Below are 17,281 nucleotides of genomic sequence, written 5' to 3' on the forward strand. Positions count from 1 at the left end.
CGCACTTTCACGTGAAAGTGCGGGCTCTGAGGCTTTTCTGAGATCTCCGGAGCAGGCTCGGCGCCGATCATGCGGTCGGTGCCGAGCTTCAGGAGGTCGTCGTGGCGGAGGAAGTGCTCGATTATCTGGTGGTCGGCGCCGGGCCGGCCGGGTTGCAGCTGGGGCAGCACCTCGGGCACGCCGGGCACCGGTACCTGGTGCTGGAGGCCGGGTCCGCGCCCGGGCACTTCTTCGAGACCTTCCCGCGGCACCGCACCCTCATCTCCATCAACAAGAAGCACACCGGGTACAGCGACCCCGAGCTGCGCATGCGGATGGACTGGAACTCGATCCTGGCCGACGGCGACGCCGACCCGGTCCTCTTCACGGACTACAGCGAAAAGCTCTTCCCGGACGCTCCCGACCTCCTGCGCTACCTGGCCGATTACGCCCGGAAGCACCAGGTGAACGTCCGCTACGACACCCGAGTGACGCGCATCCGCCGAGAAGCGGAAAGCGCTCTCTTCGTGCTCACCGCCGGTGACGAAGAGTTCCGCGCGCAGCGGCTCGTCATGGCCACCGGCGTCACCAAGCCCTACATCCCGCAGTTCCCCGGCGTCGAGCTGATCGACCAGTACGTCGACGTCAGCGTCGACCCGGCCGACTTCACCGACCAGCGGGTCCTGGTGCTCGGCAAGGGGAACTCCGCGTTCGAGACCGCCGACAACCTCATCGAGCAGGCCGCCGTCGTGCACGTCGGCGGGCCGCGACCGGTGAAACTGGCCTGGCGCACCCACTTCGTCGGGCACCTGCGCGCCTACAACGCGGGCATCCTCGACATGTACCAGCTGAAACTGCAGCACGCGATCCTCGACGGCGACGTGCGCGAGGTCCGCAAGGACGCCGACGGCTACCACGTCAAGTTCGCCTTCGCCCGCGCCGACGAGGTGATCAAGGAGATCCGCTACGACCGCGTGATCGGCTGCACCGGCTTCCGCTTCGACGCGGAACTGTTCGACGAGGACTGCCGCCCGGAGCTCACGATCAACGACCGCTTCCCCGCGCAGACGCCGGACTGGGAGTCGGTGAACGTGCCCGGCCTGTACTTCGCCGGCACGATCACGCAGGTCCGCGACTTCAAGAAGGCCACCAGCGCGTTCATCCACGGCTTCCGCTACGGCGCCCGCGCGCTGGCCAAGGTGCTGAACGAGCGCCACCACGGCAAGCCGTGGCCGAACACCGAACTCCCCGCCAAACCGGACGCGCTGACCGATGCCGTGATCACCCGGATCAACCGGACTTCCGCGCTGTACCAGCAGTTCGGCTTCCTCGGCGACGTCGTGGTCGTCGACGGCGACACCGCCCGCTACCTCGAAGAGGTGCCGGTGGACCGGGTGCTGGCCGACCCGCCGGAGGACGCCTACGTCGTCACCCTCGACTACGGCCCGGACCACGACAAGATCGACCCGTTCGACTTCGTCGCGCGGGCTGCCCAGGACAAGGCCAACGACCACGGCGAGGGCCACTACCTGCACCCGATCGTCCGGCACTACCGCCGCGGCGAGCTGGTCGCCACCCACCACGTCACCGAAAACCTCGAAAACGAGTGGGACAAAGAGGTGCACGTCGAGCCGCTGACCGCGTTCTTCACGCGGGAGATGTGATGCGGACGATCGCGGAGTTCGAGGCGGCGGCCCGAGAACGCCTCGACCCGGCGCGCTACGACTACTTCGCCGGCGGCGCGCAGGACGAAATCACCCTGGCGGAGAACGAATCGGCGTTCCGGAAGCTGCGGCTGCTCCCGCGCGTCCTGCGCGGCAGCGACAAGCGGGACCTGACCGTCGAACTGCTCGGGACGTCGTCGTCGATGCCGATCCTGATCGCCCCCACCGCGTTCCACCGGCTCGCGCACGCCGACGGCGAGCTCGCCACGGCCCGGGCGGCGGCGCGGGCGGGCACGATCATGGTCGTCAGCATGGCCGCCACCACGGCGATCGAGGACGTCGCCGCGGCAGCCCGCGAGGTCGCGCCGGACCCGGGCCTGTGGTTCCAGCTCTACCTGCAGCCGGACCTGGAGTTCACCGAAGCGATCGTGCGCCGCGCCGAAGCGGCCGGGGTGAAGGCGTTCGTCGTCACCGTCGATTCGCCGGTGCTCGGGCGCCGCGAGCGCGACGACCACAACGACTTCCACGACCTGCCGCCAGGGCTGGTCGTCGAGAACCTCCGCAACATCGGCGAAAACCGCAGCGGCGGCAACGCCAGTCATGTCCGCGACATCGTCATGTCGGCCGGGCTGAACTGGGACCACATCGCGTGGCTGCGCGGCAAGACCAAGCTCCCGGTGCTGATCAAGGGCGTGCTGCACGCCGAGGACGCGCGGCTGGCCGTGCACCACGGCATCGCCGGGATCTTCGTGTCCAACCACGGCGGCCGCCAGCTCGACACCGTGCCCGCCACCATCGACGTGCTGCCCGGCATCGCGACGGCCGTCGGCGGGGCCATCCCGGTGCTCGTGGACGGCGGGATCCGCCGCGGCACCGACGTCGTCAAGGCGCTGGCGCTGGGTGCGGACGCGGTCGCGGTCGGCCGTCCGATCGTGTGGGGCCTGGCCGCCGGCGGGCGCGAAGGCGTCACCCAGGTGCTGGAGCTGCTGCGGGAGGACTTCGACCAGGCGCTCGCCCTCTGCGGCGGGCGGCACCCGGCCGACCTGACCCCGGACCAGGTGCGGCGATGATCGGCAAGGTGCTGGCGGCGGCCGCGGTGGCGAGCGCGCCGGCCTGGCTGCCGGACCGGGTCGTGGCGCTGCGGAACAAGATCTTCTCGCTGGTCAACGGGCAGGAGGCGGTGACCATCCCCGGCGAGCGGGTCGGCGTCGGGGACTTCCGGCGCGTCTACGCCGATCCGGCGGCGAACGGCCGAAGCCGTGGAGCCGCGCTGTCGGACCTGTTCTGGTACTGGCTCGCGCCCGGCCCCGAGGTGCACCAGGAGCACCTCGAACCCGGGCCGCGCTACGACGAGGTAGCCAAGTGCACCCGGCACATCCTGATCCGGTCCAAAAAGGACTCCAAAGACCTGGCCCGGCGGGTGGCGGCGCACGTCCTCGACGGCGCCGGGCCCGGGCTCGTCCGGCTGCGCGACGAGATGATGCCGATCTGGGCCGAGCTGTACTACGAGCTGGTCTTCGAGGAGCCGTGCCCGCCGGAGGCACGGGACCTCATCGTGGCGCACGCCGACGACGTCGTCTCGGCGCTGAAGTGCGTGCGGCCCCGGAACATGCGCCGCCGGGCCCGGCTGACGAGGTACCTGCGGCGGCGCCTCGCCGACGTCCCGCACCCGCTGCCGCCGTCGCTGACCCCCGAGGAGCAGGCGTACTACCTGCAGGGCACGTTCTTCAACACGGCCGTCGTGCAGATGTCCGAGGCGATGGCGCACCTGCTGATGATCATCGCGAAGTCGCCGGACACCCAGCGGCGGCTCGCCGAGCACCCGGACGACGACGCTTACCTCGACCGCGTCATCGACGACGGCCTGCGCCGGTACCCGCTGTTCGGCATCGCGCACCGGATCTCCACCGCCGACATCGAGCTGGCGGACCTGACCATCCCGGCGGGCACGGTGCTGTGCTTCAGCTACCCGGACTTCGCGGCGCAGACCGGGAAGGACGACTTCATCCCGTTCGGGGTCGCGCAGAACCGCGCCTGCCCGGCCCGCGGGCTGGCGCCGCCGACCATGCGCGTGGTGACGCGCGAGGTGCTGCGCCGGTTCAGCCTCGCTTCGACGGCCGGGCACACGCGGTCGATCCCCAACCGCGGCCCGGCGCTGCTCACCCCGCACGGGAGCCGGCGAAAGCGCTTCCCGCTGCTCTGGCTCGCGGTGCGCGACCGCTGGGAAGACGTCTGGCGCAGCCTCACCCAGCTCGTGTTCGGCACGTACATGGTCCTCGACGCCCGTCGCCAAGCCCTGTGCACCACCTACTTCGCCGGAGGCAAGTCATGACCCCCACCGAAGCGGCACCGGCTTTCTTCCTCGCCGTCGCGGCGATCCTCGTCGTGTGCCGGCTGGTCTGCCTGGTCGCGGTCCGGCTGGGCCAGCCGCCGGTGGTCGGCGAGATGATCTCCGGTGTGCTGCTCGGCCCGTCACTGCTGGGGCTGGTCCTCCCCGACGTGCAGACGGCGTTGTTCCCGGACGGCATCCGCCCGCTGCTCTACGTCGGCGGGCAGATCGGCCTGGTCATCTACATGTTCGGCGCGGGGTACGAGTTCAGCCTCCGCAGCATCCGCGGCTCGGCGAAGTCGGTCGGCGCGATCTCCGCCGCGGGCACGGTGGTGCCGCTCGCGCTCGGGGTCGGCGTCGCGGTGTTCGGCACGAGCTGGGCCGGCATCGCCAAGGACGGCGTCTCCCTCGCGACGTCGGCGGCGTTCGTCGGGGTCGCGCTGGCCATCACCGCGTTCCCGATGCTCGCCCGGATCATCACCGAACGCGGTCTCGGCGGCACCCGGTTCGGCTCGCTCGCACTGGCCTGCGGCGCCCTCGACGACGTCCTGGCGTGGGTCCTGCTGGCCGTGGTGCTGGGCATGCACGCGGACTCGGCCGGGCCGGTCGCGCTGGCCGTCGGCGGCGGCCTGCTGTTCGCGTTGCTGCTGGTGCTCGTCGGACGCCGGGTGCTCGCCAAGGCGATGGGCAGTGACCGGATCTCCGCCGACCAGAAGATGCTGATCACGGCGTTGACGCTGTTCGCCGCCGCCTGGTTCACCGACATCATCGGGCTGTACGCGGTGTTCGGCGCCTTCTGCGTCGGCATCGTGTTCCCGCGCGTGCCCGCCGCGGACGCCGTGCTCGCGAAGATCATGCCGATCGGGCGGATCGTGTTCCTCCCGTTGTTCTTCACCTATTCCGGCCTGAACACCCGGTTCGCGCTGCTCGCCGATCCGAAGCTGCTGCTGTTCGCCGTGCTCTGCGTGGTCGTCGCGATCGTCGGCAAGCTCGGAGCGTGCTGGGGAGCGGCGCGGCTGGTGGGGGAGCCGCAGCCGATCGCGTTGCGCGTCGGCACGCTGATCAACGCCCGCGGGCTGATGCAGCTGATCGCGCTCAACGTCGGGCTCGCCGCCGGGATCGTTTCGCCGGCGTTGTTCACGGTGCTCGTGCTCGTCGCGCTGGTCACCACGATCATGACCGCACCGGTGCTTTCGTGGCTCGACCGGCGTGATGCCCGCAACGGGAGCAGCGAGGTGCTCCTGATGGCCGAGCCGGTGCCGGTGACCGGGAAAAGTTGATAGTTCAAATTTGGAAAATCACTGCCAGTATGGACTCGTGCACGATGGGGCTACGAAACCGCGGGTGCTCGTGGTCGAGGACGACCGCGAACTGGCGGGCATGCTCGCCGAGCTGCTCGCCGACGAAGGCTACGAAACCGAGGCGGCGCACGACGGGCAGCGTGGGCTGCACCTGGGTCTCACCGGGCGGTACGACGTGATGGTCATCGATCGCCGCCTCCCGGTGCTCGACGGACTGGAGCTGGTGCGGCAGCTGCGGGCCAGGGCCGTGACCACGCGGGTGCTGGTGCTCTCGGCGCTGGGCGAGCTGGCCGACCGCGTGGGCGGGCTCGACGCGGGTGCGGACGACTACCTCGTCAAGCCGTTCGAGGCCGAGGAGCTGCTGGCCCGCCTGCGCGCGCTCGGCCGGCGTGACCTCGAAGGCGCGGAGAGCCTCCCGCTCGGCACGGCGGCCCTCGACCTGCGGCGGCACGAGGTCGTGCTGCCGCGCGGCGAGCGGATCACGCTGTCCGGGCGGGAGTTCGAGCTGCTGCGGACGCTGGCGCAGCGGCCGAAGGCGATCCACCCACGCGCGTCGCTGCGGACCAACGTCTTCGCCGACTCGACCGGGGAGTCCATTGTGGACACATATGTGTACTACCTGCGGCGCAAGCTCGGCCGGGACGTCGTGCGGACCGTGCACGGCCTCGGGTACCAGATCGGCGCGGTGTGAGGCCCCGCGGCGACCCCGAGGACCGGGCCCTGCGGCGGGCGCGGTGGGCGATCACCGCGCAGATCTCCGTGGTGGTGTCGCTGCTCGTCGCGGTCGCGGGCGCGATCGCGTACGGGATCCTGCTGGCCGGGCAGCACGCCGACGCCGACCGGGTGCTGGCCCGGACGATCCAGCTCGGCCCGGCGGAAACCCCGCCCGGCTGCGTCTGGCTGTTCACGCCGGTGCTGCACGCGCCCGCGGGGCCGCCGCCGGCCGGGATGCCGCTGGCTTCCCTGGCGGCCACGGTGCCTTCGCCCGGCGACGTCCACACCGAACGGCGGCCGATCGGCGCGATGACGTACACGATCCGCGTGGAGAACCGCGGCGGCGTCGTGTCGCAGGCGTACTTCGAAGAGGTCTACCAGATCCAGGACCGCTCCTCGCTGGTGTTCGGCCTCGGCGTCGCGGAGGTGCTCGCGCTGCTCGCGGCGGTGCTGTGCGGCCGGGTCATGGCCGGGCGCGCGATCCGCCCGCTGGCCGACGCGCTGCGGCGGCAGCGGACGTTCGTCGCCGACGCCTCCCACGAACTCCGGGCCCCGCTGACCCGCCTGCACACCCGCGCGCAGCTCCTGGCCCGGCGCGCGTCGGGGCGGGACGCGGACGACCTCGAGCAGCTGGTCCGCGGCACCCGGGAGCTCGGCGAAGTCGTCGAAGACCTGCTGATGTCGGCGCAGGCGGGCGATCGGACGTCGCTGGAGCTGGTCGACCTCGGGTCGCTCGCGGAAGAAGCGGTCGCGGCGGAGACGGACCGCGCCGGACAGGGCCAGGTCCGCCTGGCGGTGACCCGCGAGCGGCGGCCGTACGTCGTCCAGGGCGTGCCGACGGCGTTGCGGCGGGTGCTCTCGGCGTTGCTGGACAACGCACTCGGCCACACCCCGCCCGGCGGGTCGATCGAGGTGTGGCTGGGCGTCCCGGACGACCGGCACGTGGAGCTGCGCGTCCGCGACACCGGCGTCGGCTTCCCGGCGGCCGAGGCGGACCGGATCTTCGAGCGCTTCGCCCGCGGTTCCGACGGCGACGGCCGCCGCTTCGGCCTGGGCCTGGCCCTGGTCCGCGAAGTGGTGACGGGCCACGGCGGCACGATCGCGGCGGCCGGGCAGCCGGGCGCGGGAGCGACGTTCACGCTGACGTTGCTGCGCGCCGACGCCGTCAGCGGGGGAGTGTGAAGCGGATCCGCCGGGCCGTTTCCGCGGGCAGCCGGGTGAGCAGGCCCTCGATCGCGGCGGCCAGTTCCGGTGGCGGCGCCGTGTAGATCCCGGCCGACTGCGACAGCCAGGCGGCCAGGTCCCGGCGGGCGTCGGCGGCCAGGTCGTCGTCCCGCAGCAGTGCGAGGTCGGTGTGCAGCCGCAGCCAGGTGTCCCCGGCACGCAGGAGCGAGGCGGCTGCCCGGCGGGTGGGGAGCGGCCGGTCCTCGCCGAGCAGCTCCCGCAGCACCGCCACCTCGACCGGCTTGCCGCGTAGGAACGCCACCACCTGGCGGAGCACCGCGGGCGAGGGGTCGGTCAGCAGCGGCCGCACCGCCGCCGAGTCCGGCGCGATCCGGCGCAGGCCGCGGACGGCGAGCGCGCGGATCCGCGGCCGGTCGTCGGTGAGGACCTGTTCCAGCCGCGCGGCATCGGCGGCGGTGCCGGTCTCGCCGAGCCCCGCGATCGCGGCGGGGGACACCGGCAGCGCCCGGTAGCACCGGGCGGGGTCGCCGCCCGCCTCGCGGACGAGGAACTGGGCCATCGAGCGGACCGCCGAGGAGCGGTCCGCCAAGTGGGCCTCGACGGTGGCCCGGTCGACGAGCGTCAGCGTGCGCGTGCGGACCTTCGGCGACCCGGCGGCGAGGAGCTCTTCGACGAACTCGCCGCGGTCGAGCAGCGCCGTGCCGCACAGCGTGCGGACCACGAGGTCGCGGTCCCGCCGCGCGATGCCGAGGAGGCGTTCGCGGGGGAGCAGGCCGAGCGCTTCCGCGTGCGCCCAGCGGCGGCTTTCGAGGTCGTCCAGCGCCAGCGCGACGTCGAGCACGGCCGCCAGGTTGTCGCGGAACAGCGTGGTCATCCAGTCGTCGACCTGCCGCCGCCGGAGGACGCCGATCAGCGGCAGCACGTCGCGAAGGGTCGATTCGTCCAGTTTGGACAGTACCGCCTTCCGCGCCGCCTCCCGGACCGGCCGGACCCAGTCGACGCAGCGGACCAGCAGCAGCGGCAACGCCTCGGGGTCGGGGCTGACCGCGAGCCGGGGGACCGACGCTTCGCGGTGGTGGCCGTTGCGGGAGCACGCGGCGAGGACCAGCTCCTGCCGCGGCGTGTGGCGCTGTCCGACGGGCCACAACCAGCGCCGGAAGTGCACGTCGAAATGAGCCCAGCGCCGCACGTCGCCGGTGGTGAGCTGATCGAGGTCGAACACCCCTCCAGCGTGGCAGGGGTGTCGAGCCGGTTTCAGGCCAGGAGCGCCTGGACCGCCGCCGGGACGTCGGCGATCGCGACCGGGTTCTGCTCGCGCGTGGCCAGGCTGCGGACGGTCACGGCGCCGGCCGTCCAGTCCTCCTGGCCGACGATCACGACCGCGGCCGCGCCCGCCTTGTCCGCGCGGGTGAGTTCCTTGCCCAGCTTGCGGTGCTCGATCGGCGTCGACGTCCGCAGCCCCGCCGCGCGCAGCGCCCGCGCGACCGTCCGGGCCTGGTCTTCGAGGTCTTCGGTCACCGGGATGACCACGACGTCGACCTCGCTGCGCGGTGCCGGCGTCAGGCCGTGGGTGGCGAGGAAGTCGATCAGCGTGACGTCGCCCATGCCGAACCCGATGCCCGGGATCTGCTGCGGCGTGAACATCGACGCGAGGTCGCTGTAGCGCCCGCCGCCGAACAGCGCGCGGCGGTTCTCCGGCGAGGTGTCGAAGACCTCGAACACGGTCGACGTGTAGTACGCCAGCCCGCGCACGATCATCGGCTCGTACTTGACCAGGTCCTTGGCGCTGCTGTTCAGCACCTTCACCAGGTTCGACTGCGCACGGACTTCGGCGGGCAGCTCGTCAAGCAGCGCCTCGCCCGCCCCGAGCGTCTCGGCCAGCTTCTCGAACTGCTTGTCCGACAACCCGATCTCACCGGCGCTCTCGGCGAGCTTCTCGCGCGGGTACTTCTCCCACCGGTCGACGAGCGCGAACACCTGGGAGAGGTGGTCCTCGGAGACCCCGGCGACGTCGGTGAGCGCCGACGTCAGCAGGTTCCGGTCGTTGACGCGCAGCACGAACATGTCCGGCGTCGCCCCGAGCGCGGCCATCAGGTCGTGCACCAGCTCGAAGATCTCGATCTCGCAGTTGGCGCTGTCCGACCCGAAGATGTCGGCGTTGATCTGCCAGTGCTCCCGCACGCGCCCGCGTTGCGGAGCCTCGTACCGGTGGCAGTTCGGGTGGCTGTACCAGCGCACGGGGAAGGAGAGCGACTTGGCGCTCCCGGCGATCATCCGCGCGACCGACGGCGTCATTTCGGGCCGCAGCGCCAGCCGCCGCCCGCCCTTGTCGGTGAGCGTGTAGAGCTGCTTGTCGGCGATTTCCTGGCCGGACTTCCGCTCGTAGATCTCGGCGGATTCGAGGATCGGCCCGTCGTAGCGGAGGAACCCGCGGCGCTCGAGGACGTCGTAGAGATGACCGAACACCTGGGTCCGCACGGACATTTCGGCGGGCAGGAAGTCCCGGGTCCCCTTGTAGGGCGCGGTCGGCAGGTATTCAGGCACGTCGTCAAGCTTAACGACCGGTTTCGTCAGGCGAAGGCGACCCCATAGGCGGTGAGCAGCGTGGCGGCTCCGAGGAGCACGGCACCGGCGCTGGTGACGCGGCCGCCGAGCTCGTTCTTGTTCGGGAGCAGGTGCAGGAAGAAGCCGCCGGACTGGGCGAGGACGCCGAAGAGGAGGAGGAAGCAGGCGATCCAGAGCGTGGTGTCGCCGAGGGTGGTGCGGCTGAGGATTTGCAGGGCGACCAGGGCGAGGATCAGCAGGACGCCGGCGTGGGCGTGGCCGGCCCGGAACATCACGCGCTGGTGGTCGGTGAGCTTCCGGTCGCGCAGCACGCCCATGAGTGCGTAGCCGCCGTACATGACGGTGGGCAGCGAGACCAGGGCGATCACCGTGAAGAGCTGAGTGGGGCCGTGCATGGGGGACTCCTTGTCCGGTCTGGTGGCAACGACTGTAACACTGTTTTAAAACGCTGTCACCAAACTGGGCGTTCCCCGGTCGGGGGCGGGGCCGAGGCGGAGTTTGCCTCGCGGTGAGGTGAGTGGGGTGGGGACGCGCGGGAGGGGGCGGGCGGTTCGAGCCGGGTGGTTGAGGGGCTGGCGGCGCGAGTGGTCCTTTCGCGACGGCTGGGCGGGTGAGTGGTGCCTTTCGTGCCCGGCGTGCGGCGCGAGTGGTCCTTTCGTGCGCCGGCGGGGAGCGCGAACGGTCCTTTCGTCGCGGGCCGGCGGCGCGAGTGGTCCTTTCGCGCTCGCCGGGAGGTTCCCGCCGCTCTAAGCCGCGTGTCCTCGAGCCAGCACCAGCAGCGGGTTGCGCAACGCCGAGAGCGAAGCCAGCGGATCGCCCTCGACCACGAGCACGTCGGCCGCCAGCCCAGCCTCGAGCCGGCCGGTCACCGACGACAGGCCGAGGCCCGCCGCCGAATCGCACGTCGCGATCTCCAAGATCCGCCGCCGGGGGAAGCCGAGCCACTCGTACAGCTCCAACGCCCCCACCGGGTCGTCGAACACCGACCCCGGCAGCCCCGCGTCCGTCCCGGCCAGCAGCCGGACCCCGTGCTCCTCCAGCCACGGCAGCCGCCCGTACACGGCCTCCGCCGCGGCCTCGCCCAGCTTCTCGACGATCACCCGCCAGTTGCGGCTGCTCGTCGAGCACGCCGAAATCCCCGACGAAGCCATCCGCGCGGCCACCGGGTCGCGCCGGTCGAACGTCCGGGGGCCGGTCAGGAAGCTGCAGTGCTCGACCGTCGACACCCCGGCCGTCACCGCCGCCTCGATCGCGTCCGCGCCGTGGGCGTGCGCGGCCACCGGCAACCCGTGCGAAGCCGCGTGCGCGACGACCACCGACAGCTGCCGGGCGTCGAACTGCGACTCCCACATGTCGGCCCCGCCCTCGGTGATCTGGCCGCCGCTGGCCATCACCTTGATCACGTCCGCGCCCGCCGCCGCGTTCGAGTCGATCACCGCGCGGATCGAAGCGTCCGAAGTGACCGCGCCGCCGAAGAAGTGGCAATGCCCGTCCGGGACCGTGATCGGCGGGCCCGACACCAGCAGCCGCGGCGCCGGCGCACCCGCGAACGACGAGCGCACCGCCGCGGCGAGGTGACCGCGGTCGCCGAGGTCGCGGACCGTCGTCACGCCGCTGCGCAGCATCGACTTCAGCCGGGCGCGCGCACCCTCCAGCGGCGAAGAAGCGTCGGAAAAGTGAGCCAGCATCTCCCGCGAAGCGTCGAAAGCCAGGTGCACGTGGACGTTGAACAACCCGGCCAGCGCGGTCCCCGTGGGGAAGTCGTGCCGTACCGCGTCCGGCGCGGCTCGAGCGACGACGTCCGCCCGCGCGCCGGCCGCCACGATCACGCCGTCGCGCACCAGCACGGCGCCGTCCAGCACCGGAGCGGACGGCCGGGGCAGGACACGGCCCGCCGTGATCAGCGTTTCCACGTCACGAATCCAGCGCCGCGGACAGCGCGAGCAGCGGCCGGACGTCGGATTCGATGTCGTCCGCTTGGGAGGGCAGGACCTGCTTCGCGCGGCCGTCGTTCTCCTCGCCCGCCGCGTGCCGCTCCAGCGCCGTCTTCAGCGCGGCCGCCGCGGCGCCCGGGTCGGTGGCCACGACCTCGCCGAAGTCCGCCGCCAGGTACGGGGAGAGCTGGACCAGCCCGTCCCGGATCTCGATCACCCGGCGGTAGTGCACGCGGTGGACGCCGCGCGGGGAGAACCGGTCGCGGCGCGGGGGCGTCCGGAGCACGATGCTGGGGAACGCGCGGACCAGCAGCGTCCACAGTGGAGCGAGGGCCTGGTGCTCGCGCCGGTGCTGGCGGCGGCGGCGCAGTGCCGACAGCCGCGCTCGCACGCCGGGGTAGGTCATGCCGGCCAGGAACAGCATCCCGCCGACGATCACGAACGGCACGCCGAGCAGCAGCAGGACCTTCAGCACCGGCCCGAACGCCCACGCCACCACGATGTACAGCGCGCGGAAGACGCTGCCCGCCGCCGCGCAGGCCATCCCGATCGCGCTCAGCTTGAGGCCGATCCGCAGGTTCCGGTCGGCCACCCGCAGGTACCGCACGATCCACGCCGAGCACGCGATCAGGCCGTAGATCAGGTACAGCCCGGCGCCGAGGTAGAACAGCGCGACCCCGCTGTCGTGGACCGTCGACGGCCCCAGGGGCAGGCCGCGCAGCTGCGGCGGCGTCACGGCCATCGCGACGATCATCAGCGCGATCGCCGCCAGCAGCGGCACCAGCTCGGCCGTCACCCGGCGGTACCGGCGGGGCCCCAGCGTGGAGCCGAGGAAGAAGACCACCAGCGCGCAGAGGCCGCACGCCAGCAGCGCGTTGTTCGCCACCCGCGCCGCGCCGCGGCCGAGGAGGGCGTCGACCTCGTCGGAGATCGCCGTCTGCTGCAGCAGGAACGCCGCGGCGAAGCCGGCCACGCACGCCGTCACGGCCCAGTTCGGCACCGTCGGCGCGCGCTGCACCTGGTAGATCCGCCACGCGAGCGCGGCGGCGAACAGCACCATCGCGATCAGGTTCACGGGGCTGAAAAGTGTGCTCACAACCACCCTTGGTGATCGCCGAGCGCCCCCTGGATCCGGCGTAGGTCCCGGTCCGCGGCGCGCCGGGGGATCGTGTAGTTCAGGACCGACGCCCATTCGAGGATGATCGTCGCGACCGTTTCGGCTTCCCACTCGTGCGCGTCATCGTAGGACGACCGCCGCAGGGCGCGGTGGACGGCATCCGGGTCGAGATCCGTCGCCGGGCCGCGCAGGAAGTCCGCCGGTTCGGCGTCGCCGTGCGGGTGGTGGTCCGCCAGCATGTGCCCGAGCTCGTGCAGGATGATGTGGTCCTGGTGGGATTTCGTCGTTTCGGCCTGGTAGAAGATGTAGTCCGCGGCCGCCGTCGCGATCCAGCAGCCGAACGGGCCGGGCACTTCGAGCGGGTACGCCATCAGCCGGATCGGCTTGCCGCGCCGCTCGCCGAGCCGCGCGCACAGCACCTCGACGTCGAGCGGGGGGCCGATGTCGAGGTCCTTCAGCAGTTTCCGGCACCGGCGGCGCAGTTCCCGCTCCTTCATCGCGCGGCGTCCTCCGGATTCCGGCCTTCGCGCTCGGCCCGCTCGTAGCGTTCGACGAGGTCGAGCAGGTCCATCACCTGACGGCGGCCCTGCGGCGAGAGCTCCTGCGCCCGCATCGCCATCAGCTGGGCCTCGCCCGCCGGGGCCGCGGCCGCCTCCTCGTCGAAGAAGTACGTCACCGGCACGCCGAACAGCCGCGCCAGCGCTTCGACGTAGTGGATCTTCGGGTTGACCCGCTTCCCGGTCGCCAGCTGCTGCAGGTAGGCGGGCGACATCGCCGGCCCGCCCGCGCGCTCGACGGCGGCGGAGATCTCCCGGTAGCTGTGCGGCGCGCGGCCGTCCAGCCGGGCCGCCTCGATCAGGGCACTCAGCCGTTCCGCGAAGGTGCGTTCCCGTGCCATCCCCGCCCCCTAGGTTTCCGCCGTGAAAATTCTAGCCGGGAAACCACTGTACGCACATGTTGACAGCTATCGTATGCAGTGGTTTACAGTTGGCTCGCCTCTCGCCTGACGGTCCGTGCCCTGGGGGTGTACGGAACAGTCCAGGCGAGGGGCTTGTCGCGCCTCCGGCTCGTCATGATCGGCGGTCTGTAGTACGCTTCACAGGCCAAGGTCGATCGCCTTCGGGTGGGTCCCTTGGTAACGGCCTGTTGCCGGAGGTCGACCCCCAGGGCTTCCGGTGACAGGCCTTCTTATTTCCCCGTTCCCTCAGCTCAGCAGGGTCGCGGCCAGCGTGCCGCCCAGTTCCGTGCAGGCTTCGAGCGTCGTCTTGTCCGGTTCGCCGGTGCTGATCACCGGTTCCGCCGCCTGGGTCCAGGCCAGGCCCGTGGTGATGGAGCGCAGCTGCCGTTCCGTCCCCGACGTGTCGCTGCCGCCGTGGATCCAGTACCCGAACGGGCGACCCCGCGTCGCGTCCAGGCAGGGGTAGTAGACGGTGTCGAAGAAGTGCTTCAGCGCCCCGCTCATGCTGCCCAGGTTCGCCGGCGTGCCCAGCAGGTAGCCGTCCGCCTCGAGGACGTCGGGGACGGTCGCCGCCAGCGCCGCGCGGCGGACGACCTCCACCCCCTCGATGTCCGGGTGCGTCGCGCCCGCGAGCACGGCTTCGAACAGCGCCTGCGTCGACGGCGACGGCGTGTGGTGCACGATCAGCAGCCGCGGCATCAGGCCAGCAGCTCCTCGACGTCCGCCCGCACCGCCGCCAGCTGCCGCTGCGCCGCCTCGCGCGCGTCGTCGAGCGAGCCGGTGACCGGGGCCACCACCTGCAGGTACGCCTTCAGCTTCGGCTCGGTCCCGGACGGCCGGATCACCACGCGCACGCCGTCGCCGGCCAGGCGCACGACGTCCGCGTCCGGCAGCAGGTCCTCGATGCCGACCTCGGTGCCCCCGAGCCGCGACGGCGGCGACTTCCGCACCTTCGCCATCAGCTGCCCGCGGACGGCGAGGTCGGTGACGCGCAGGGAAACCTGGTCGGTCAGGTGGACGCCGTGGCGCTGCGCCAGCTCGTCGAGCACGTCCAGCGGCGTGCGGCCCTGCGCCTTGAGCTGCGCGGCGAGCCCGGCGGCCAGGGTCGCGGCGGCGATGCCGTCCTTGTCGCGCACGAAACCCGGGTTCACGCACAGTCCGAGCGCCTCTTCGTAGGCGAACACGAGCCCTTCGCCGGCGCGCACCAGCCACTTGAACCCGGTCAGCGTCTCGGCGTAGCGGGCGCCCTCGGCTTTGGCGATCTCGCCGAGCAGCGACGACGACACGATGGTCGTGGCCACCAGCGGGTCCGGCAGCAGCGTCCGGTCCACTGTGGACAAGACGTACGAGCCGAGCAGGACGCCGGTTTCGTCGCCGCGCAGCATCCGCCACGACCCGTCGCGCCCGCGCACGCCGAGGGCGCAGCGGTCGGCGTCCGGGTCGAGCGCGACCGCCAGGTCGGCGTCCACATCGGACGCCAGTGCCAGCAGCAGGTCCGTCGCGCCCGGCTCTTCGGGGTTCGGGAACGACACGGTCGGGAAGTCCGGGTCCGGCGCGGACTGCGCGGTCACCAGGTGCAGGTCGGTGAAGCCGCCCCGCTCGAACGCCGCGCGCAGCGTTTCGGCGCCGACGCCGTGCAACGCCGTCGCGGCCACCCGGATCGCGCGGCCCGAGCCGAGCGGCAGCGTCGCGACCTCGTCGAGGTACCGGTCGACGAGGTCGGCGACCTCGGCGCCGGCGGCGCGTTCCACGCTCACCGCGGCGGGCGCGGCCTGGATGGCGCGCTCGATCTCGCCGTCGGAGGGCGGCACGATCTGGCCGCCGGTGGCGTCGTAGAGCTTGTACCCGTTGTCCGCCGGGGGGTTGTGCGACGCGGTGATCTGGATGCCGGCCACCGCGCCGAGCCGCCCGACGGCGAACGCGAGCACCGGCGTCGGCAGCGGGCGCGGGAACACCTTGACGTCGAAGCCCGCCGCGGCGAGCACTTCGGCGGCCGCGGTCGCGAACGCCTCCGAACCGTGCCGCGCGTCACGGCCGACGACGACCAGCGCGCCCGCGTGCCCGTGCGCGGTCAGCCAGGCGGCCACCCCGGCCGTGGTGCGGGTGACGACGGCGACGTTCATCCCGTTCGGCCCGGCGCGCACCGGTCCGCGCAGGCCGGCGGTGCCGAACTCGAGCGGCCCGGCCATCCGGTCGGCCAAGTCGGCTTCGGCCGCGGCGTCGCCGCCCATCGCCTTCGCGAGGACGTCCTGCAACTCGGCGCGCGAGCCGTCGTCCGGGTCGTCGGCGATCCAGCGGAAGGCGGCGTCACGCAGGGTGGAATTCACTGTCACCGCGCCAGCCTACGGGCTAGGGTCGGGTGAGTGCGCTTGCTCTTCACCTCACTGGGGTCCTTCGGTCACACGTTCCCTCTGGTCCCGCTGGCGGTCGCCGCGCGCGACGCGGGCCACGACGTCGTCTTCGCCACCTCGGAAGACTTCCTGCCGCAGCTGACGAAAGCCGGGCTCGAGACGGCCGCCGCCGGGCTCGCGATCAAGGACGCGTTCGGGGCGGCCTTCGCCGAATCCGGGCCGCCCGGCCCGCGGCGCCCGCCTGGCGAGGTCCCGCCCGAGGTGCTCGGGCCCATCGTGGCGAAGGTGTTCGGCGAGGTCATGCCGGAGCGGTTCATCGCCGACCTGCTGCCGCTGTTCGACCACTTCCGGCCGGACCTGGTGGTGAGCGAGACCGGCAACTCCGGCGGCGCGTTCGCCGCGATGAAGGCCGGGATCCCCGTGGTGGCGCACGGGTTCGGCCGCGTGTCGAGCGAAGACCCGATGGTGACGCGGATCCGCGACGCGATCCGCGCGCACGGTGCCACGCTGGGGATCGACGTCGGGGAGGACCTGGCGTTCACGGGCCCGTTCATCGACATCTGCCCGGAGTCCGTGCAGGAGCCCGGGTTCCTGGCGCGCACCACCCGCGTCCCGTTGCGGCCGGTCGGCTGGAGCGAGCCGGGCGAGCTGCCCGCGGGCGTGCTCGGCAAGCGGCGGCCGCTGGTCTACCTGACCCTCGGCACGGCGATGGGCCACGCGGGCGTGCTCGGCGCGGCGATCGCCGGTCTGTCCGGTTTGGACGTCGACGTCCTGGTCGCCACCGGCCCGACGGTCGACCCGGCGGCGCTCGGCGAAGTCCCGGAGAACGTCCGGCTCGAGTCGTGGGTCCCGCAGTCGGAGCTGCTCCCGCACGTCGACCTGGTGGTGCACCACGGCGGCAGCGGCACGACGCTCGGCGCGTTCGGCGCGGGCCTCCCGCAGCTCCTGCTGCCGCAGGGCGCGGACCAGTTCAGCAACGCGGACGCGGTCGTCGCGGCCGGCGTCGGCGACCGCCTGCTCGGCACCGAGGTCACGGCCGAAGCCGTGGCCGCGAAGGCCCGCCACCTGCTCACGGACACCGCGGTCGCCGACGCGACCCGGGCCCTGGCGGCCGAAGTAGCGGCGATGCCATCCCCCACCGACGTCGCCGCGCAACTCCCCACCTTCGCCTGACCCAAGCGCAC

The 17,281-nt window shown here is 72.3% G+C and carries 16 protein-coding genes; 7 read left to right on the plus strand and 9 right to left on the minus strand.

All coding sequences use genetic code 11. The features are described 5' to 3' along the window. Window positions 1–101: 101 nt before the first annotated feature. From ACLJQM_RS03575 to ACLJQM_RS03600, 6 genes are all read left to right on the plus strand, one after another. Window positions 102–1,643 (plus strand): NAD(P)-binding domain-containing protein, encoded by a 1,542-nt coding sequence (locus ACLJQM_RS03575; protein WP_360772771.1) that lies wholly within the window; start codon window positions 102–104, stop codon window positions 1,641–1,643. After that, on the plus strand, window positions 1,643–2,713 hold the full coding sequence (locus ACLJQM_RS03580) for an alpha-hydroxy acid oxidase (RefSeq protein ID WP_410630132.1): 1,071 nt from the start codon (window positions 1,643–1,645) through the stop codon (window positions 2,711–2,713). Before ACLJQM_RS03575 ends, ACLJQM_RS03580 begins: the two co-directional genes overlap by 1 nt. After that, on the plus strand, window positions 2,710–3,975 hold the full coding sequence (locus ACLJQM_RS03585; RefSeq protein WP_410630133.1) for a cytochrome P450: 1,266 nt from the start codon (window positions 2,710–2,712) through the stop codon (window positions 3,973–3,975). Before ACLJQM_RS03580 ends, ACLJQM_RS03585 begins: the two co-directional genes overlap by 4 nt. Further along, entirely contained in the window at window positions 3,972–5,252 is a 1,281-nt protein-coding gene (locus tag ACLJQM_RS03590) for a cation:proton antiporter (protein WP_360772762.1), read from the plus strand. Before ACLJQM_RS03585 ends, ACLJQM_RS03590 begins: the two co-directional genes overlap by 4 nt. 64 nt (window positions 5,253–5,316) lie before the next feature. After that, window positions 5,317–5,964 (plus strand): response regulator transcription factor, encoded by a 648-nt coding sequence (locus ACLJQM_RS03595; protein ID WP_247025352.1) that lies wholly within the window; start codon window positions 5,317–5,319, stop codon window positions 5,962–5,964. After that, window positions 5,961–7,169, plus strand: coding sequence for a sensor histidine kinase (locus tag ACLJQM_RS03600; RefSeq protein ID WP_410630134.1), 1,209 nt, complete (start codon window positions 5,961–5,963; stop codon window positions 7,167–7,169). Before ACLJQM_RS03595 ends, ACLJQM_RS03600 begins: the two co-directional genes overlap by 4 nt. Here the strand turns inward: ACLJQM_RS03600 and ACLJQM_RS03605 are convergent. The 9 genes from ACLJQM_RS03605 to ACLJQM_RS03645 form a co-directional block, all read right to left on the minus strand. Then, window positions 7,153–8,394: a HEAT repeat domain-containing protein gene (locus ACLJQM_RS03605; protein WP_410630135.1), complete on the minus strand. Its 1,242-nt coding sequence runs from the start codon at window positions 8,392–8,394 to the stop codon at window positions 7,153–7,155. The genes ACLJQM_RS03600 and ACLJQM_RS03605 overlap by 17 nt on opposite strands. Window positions 8,395–8,426: 32 nt before the next feature. Beyond that, window positions 8,427–9,716 carry a histidine--tRNA ligase gene (hisS, locus tag ACLJQM_RS03610; RefSeq protein WP_360772754.1) on the minus strand — a complete coding sequence of 430 codons (1,290 nt, stop codon included), beginning with the start codon at window positions 9,714–9,716 and terminating at the stop codon, window positions 8,427–8,429. A 26-nt stretch (window positions 9,717–9,742) separates the two neighbouring features. Further along, window positions 9,743–10,132: a hypothetical protein gene (locus ACLJQM_RS03615; protein ID WP_410630136.1), complete on the minus strand. Its 390-nt coding sequence runs from the start codon at window positions 10,130–10,132 to the stop codon at window positions 9,743–9,745. Window positions 10,133–10,483: 351 nt separating this feature from the next. After that, complete coding sequence (locus tag ACLJQM_RS03620) at window positions 10,484–11,650, minus strand: amidohydrolase family protein (protein ID WP_410630137.1); 1,167 nt, start codon at window positions 11,648–11,650, stop codon at window positions 10,484–10,486. Between the two features lies 1 nt (window position 11,651). Then, window positions 11,652–12,767 (minus strand): MAB_1171c family putative transporter, encoded by a 1,116-nt coding sequence (locus ACLJQM_RS03625; RefSeq protein WP_360772745.1) that lies wholly within the window; start codon window positions 12,765–12,767, stop codon window positions 11,652–11,654. Further along, on the minus strand, window positions 12,764–13,285 hold the full coding sequence (locus ACLJQM_RS03630; protein WP_247014731.1) for a hypothetical protein: 522 nt from the start codon (window positions 13,283–13,285) through the stop codon (window positions 12,764–12,766). Before ACLJQM_RS03630 ends, ACLJQM_RS03625 begins: the two co-directional genes overlap by 4 nt. After that, window positions 13,282–13,686 carry an XRE family transcriptional regulator gene (locus tag ACLJQM_RS03635; protein WP_360772743.1) on the minus strand — a complete coding sequence of 135 codons (405 nt, stop codon included), beginning with the start codon at window positions 13,684–13,686 and terminating at the stop codon, window positions 13,282–13,284. The genes ACLJQM_RS03630 and ACLJQM_RS03635 overlap by 4 nt, the downstream gene beginning before the upstream one ends. A 306-nt stretch (window positions 13,687–13,992) precedes the next feature. Beyond that, a complete protein-coding gene (locus ACLJQM_RS03640; RefSeq protein ID WP_410630138.1) occupies window positions 13,993–14,445 on the minus strand; it encodes a flavodoxin family protein in 453 nt (150 codons plus the stop codon). After that, window positions 14,445–16,079 (minus strand): phospho-sugar mutase, encoded by a 1,635-nt coding sequence (locus ACLJQM_RS03645; RefSeq protein ID WP_410630139.1) that lies wholly within the window; start codon window positions 16,077–16,079, stop codon window positions 14,445–14,447. Before ACLJQM_RS03645 ends, ACLJQM_RS03640 begins: the two co-directional genes overlap by 1 nt. A 30-nt stretch (window positions 16,080–16,109) precedes the next feature. Between ACLJQM_RS03645 and ACLJQM_RS03650 the strand changes: the two genes are divergently transcribed. Further along, a complete protein-coding gene (locus tag ACLJQM_RS03650; protein ID WP_360772734.1) occupies window positions 16,110–17,270 on the plus strand; it encodes a glycosyltransferase in 1,161 nt (386 codons plus the stop codon). Window positions 17,271–17,281: the final 11 nt, after the last annotated feature.

This window comes from Amycolatopsis sp. cmx-4-83, assembly GCF_046548815.1.
Taxonomy (GTDB): Bacteria; Actinomycetota; Actinomycetes; order Mycobacteriales; family Pseudonocardiaceae; genus Amycolatopsis; species Amycolatopsis pretoriensis_A.

Excerpts from the sequence above, each read along its gene's own strand:
- ACLJQM_RS03580 (WP_410630132.1), top strand. The coding sequence starts at position 1,643 with ATGCGGACGATCGCGGAGTTCGAGGCGGCGGCCCGAGAACGCCTCGAC.
- ACLJQM_RS03585 (WP_410630133.1), top strand. The coding sequence starts at position 2,710 with ATGATCGGCAAGGTGCTGGCGGCGGCCGCGGTGGCGAGCGCGCCGGCC.
- ACLJQM_RS03590 (WP_360772762.1), top strand. The coding sequence starts at position 3,972 with ATGACCCCCACCGAAGCGGCACCGGCTTTCTTCCTCGCCGTCGCGGCG.
- ACLJQM_RS03615 (WP_410630136.1), bottom strand. The coding sequence starts at position 10,132 with ATGCACGGCCCCACTCAGCTCTTCACGGTGATCGCCCTGGTCTCGCTG.
- ACLJQM_RS03630 (WP_247014731.1), bottom strand. The coding sequence starts at position 13,285 with ATGAAGGAGCGGGAACTGCGCCGCCGGTGCCGGAAACTGCTGAAGGAC.
- ACLJQM_RS03635 (WP_360772743.1), bottom strand. The coding sequence starts at position 13,686 with ATGGCACGGGAACGCACCTTCGCGGAACGGCTGAGTGCCCTGATCGAG.
- ACLJQM_RS03640 (WP_410630138.1), bottom strand. The coding sequence starts at position 14,445 with ATGCCGCGGCTGCTGATCGTGCACCACACGCCGTCGCCGTCGACGCAG.